Source organism: Acinetobacter sp. RF14B, from assembly GCF_006864105.1.
In the GTDB taxonomy this organism is placed as follows: domain Bacteria; phylum Pseudomonadota; class Gammaproteobacteria; order Pseudomonadales; family Moraxellaceae; genus Acinetobacter; species Acinetobacter lwoffii_C.
This window is the reverse complement of the sequence record NZ_SMTB01000232.1, coordinates 1-532: the sequence shown is the minus strand read 5'-3', so window position 1 is coordinate 532 and position 532 is coordinate 1. Positions and strand designations below refer to the sequence as shown.

Here is a 532-nt window from a genome sequence, read left to right as displayed (position 1 = left end):
AGCAGGCATACCAAAGTTAATGGCGCAGAACAGAAAGGCAAACTGCGCAAAACTGATGGTTAATCCATACCCCAAGAGCAAATTCAGTGGTACTTTCGGTCGTGCAACAAAAAAGATGGCCGGAAAAGCGACCAGCATAAAGCGCAAACCGGCCAGCATCAGCGGTGGCATGTTATGAAGCCCCACTTTGATGACCACAAAATTTAGCCCCCATACGACCACTACCAGTAGCGCCAACACCCCATCTTTTCGCGACATTCTACCGCCTCTGAATTTCATCTTTTGTAAGCAATCAACTTAGCTGAATTTACTTTTCTTTAACAGTTGATTCGTTAGTCGCCGGTTACGACGGCATTAATGCGCAAATAAGTCGCTATACTTCGGATTTTTGCCATGCTATTTCTTTACATCTCTAAAACAAAACATAACGAAACGCACTGCCGGACAGACAAATGAACTTATCCCTACGACGCTCTACCAGCGCCCTTCTTGCCTCGTCGTTGTTATTAACCATCGGACGCGGCGCTACGCT

General features: G+C 46.2%; 1 protein-coding gene. It reads right to left on the bottom strand.

Annotation, left to right across the window (positions count from 1 at the left end; all coding sequences use genetic code 11):
* On the bottom strand, positions 1–258 hold a 258-nt coding region (locus E2K52_RS14685; RefSeq protein ID WP_151205714.1), incomplete at its 3' end, for an EamA family transporter.
* Positions 259–532: the final 274 nt, after the last annotated feature.